Raw genomic sequence first — 2,203 nt, 5'->3', positions numbered from 1 at the left:
AATCCAAATCCAATTACTTTTAATGCGATTAAAATATTAAGAGAAATTAATCGTTTCGTCTTTTACAACCAACTCTTCTGGTGATTTAAATAACATATTAATTTAACTCAATAAAAATTAGAAAAAGCTTTGTCCCACAACGATGATATCACCGGGTTCAACTTCCATATTGATACTGGCATCATCTGTTTTCAGTTTATTATTCGCGTCTTTAATCGTGATATCGTCAGTGTCTGCACGATCAGTGAAACCACCTGCGAGCGCCACTGCTTTCTCTACACTTAAATTAGGTTGGTATTCATAACCGCCTGGGCGTCTGACTTCGCCACCAACATAGATTTGCTTGAAGTTAAGTAAATTTACCATCACCTTCGGATCGAGTAAGTAATCACCTTTTAAGCCATGGGTGATTTCATCTTTCACTTGGGTCAAGGTTTTACCTGCGACAGTTACCGAACCTAAATAGGGGTAATTTATCTGGCCACTCTCAGGAATAAGCAGTTCATTAAAGGTTAAATTGTCTTCGCCATAGACTTTAATTTGGATCTTATCACCAGGCGATAAAAGGTAATGTGCAGTATCAATTTGTGCGGCATAGACATGGGTTGTCAATGTGAGGAATAGGAAGCACAAACACATTTTTAGTTTATTTATCATAGTGAATCCAATTTAAAATTAGCGGAAAAATACACAATATTTTGGTCGTAATCGTTTTCTGACACCGTGGAGCGATTACTTTCTTTTGTCCATCCCGTGACAAAGGTTAAGTAATTTCTAAATACATAGCCAATAGAGGCTTCATAACCGGTTGTTTTATCGGTTCTCAAGCCACTGGTATATTCATCGGTTAAGTAGTCTGCCTTAAGTTCGCTGTACAGACGATTAAGCCAAAAATGTTTCCAGGCAAAATTGTAATAAGTTTCTTTGCGATAATCGTTTTTAGCATCAGGATCGAGAATTTCTCGCTTTGTTTCTAAGCTAAAGGTCGAGTGTTTAACTGGGGACCAAAAGAAATCCCCACGCCATGATAAACCACTAAATGCAGGACGGTCTGGTTGGCTAAAGCTTTTGTTTTGCCAACCTAGCATTAATGAACCGTGAGTATCTTTGTTGATCCCAAGTTTGGTGCCAAGAAAGAAATAACTGGTGTTGTTATCAAGCGTACTGCCTTCAAAACGATTGTATAAATAAGTACGGTCTTGGTTTTCTACGCGGATAAAAAATTCACTGACATCTGAGGGACGATAAGTAAATTGGCCTTCGAGTAGGATGTCATTGAAGTCATCAAAACGGGTTGATGATAAATCAGCGGCACCTGGTAAGTGACGATAATTTTTAAACCGTTTGGTATTAAAGCCTGCGCCAAATTCTAATCGCCCACGAGCCCATTGTGCGCCATAGATATAATCGAGCATACCGTGCTGTGCGTCGTATTTAACTGGCTCTATGACATAGGGCAGTAGATCATCGCGAATATCAGCACGACCATCATGAGATTTAATATATTGATATTTGAACTTTATTTTATTACGCATTGTGAAATGCTGTTCGATATCAAGCTCTAAATTATGATCGGTGTAATCGTCTTGCTTGCTGTCTAGGTATGTCGCTTTTTTAGCGTAATAGGTTAGATCGTAAGTATTGGTACTCTTTTCGCCGTTAATAATAAAGCCAGGTGTTAGCTCGATTATTGGCGATGAAATAGGATCTTTGGGTACTTGAGTGATGTTGTCATTGACTAAATACTTAGAGAAGACAAAAGGTGTGACTTTTACATGTAGGGGGTTGGCCCATACAGGAAATGCCATGCAGCCAGAGAATAATAGCAGTCCTATTTTTTCACGCATGTCTTTTTGATTCTCAGATTTAAACACGCTACCGCCCTTAGGTTTAAAGCTCCCAAAGTGCTTAGCTGATCAACGAAAATTTAAAGAGTATTTATCTTTGAGGTAACAATTATATTAATCCACTAAGAAATAACGATAGGCAGTAAATTTTGATACGCCTTTATACTCTTTAGTTACCATTTTGCTACAACCTCAAGATAATAAATGTATCTTGCCTCTCAAAGTTAGAAGCTAAGTAATGATAGTCATAAAATCATAGTGTTACAAACAGATAAACTATTTTGCAGTGGAATAAAAAGTTTATTTCTGGTTCAGAAAATAAATAATATTATTCTTTTTATATGACAAATATGCTT

2 protein-coding genes are annotated in these 2,203 nt (G+C 37.1%); both read right to left on the bottom strand.

Features of this window, described 5'->3' with window-relative positions; translation table 11 throughout:
• Positions 1 to 117 precede the first annotated feature (117 nt).
• Positions 118 to 657, bottom strand: a complete 540-nt coding sequence (locus E5A76_RS15310) for a polysaccharide biosynthesis/export family protein (RefSeq protein ID WP_081001658.1) — start codon at positions 655 to 657, stop codon at positions 118 to 120.
• On the bottom strand, positions 654 to 1,874 hold the full coding sequence (locus E5A76_RS15305; protein WP_316247342.1) for an outer membrane beta-barrel protein: 1,221 nt from the start codon (positions 1,872 to 1,874) through the stop codon (positions 654 to 656). The genes E5A76_RS15310 and E5A76_RS15305 overlap by 4 nt, the downstream gene beginning before the upstream one ends.
• Positions 1,875 to 2,203 lie beyond the last annotated feature (329 nt).

This window comes from Photobacterium lucens, assembly GCF_009873615.1.
In the GTDB taxonomy this organism is placed as follows: Bacteria; Pseudomonadota; Gammaproteobacteria; order Enterobacterales; family Vibrionaceae; genus Photobacterium; species Photobacterium lucens.
Note: the sequence above shows the minus strand (reverse complement) of the source record. Positions and strands in the feature narration are given on the sequence as shown.

Excerpts from the sequence above, each read along its gene's own strand:
- E5A76_RS15310 (WP_081001658.1), bottom strand. The coding sequence starts at position 657 with ATGATAAATAAACTAAAAATGTGTTTGTGCTTCCTATTCCTCACATTG.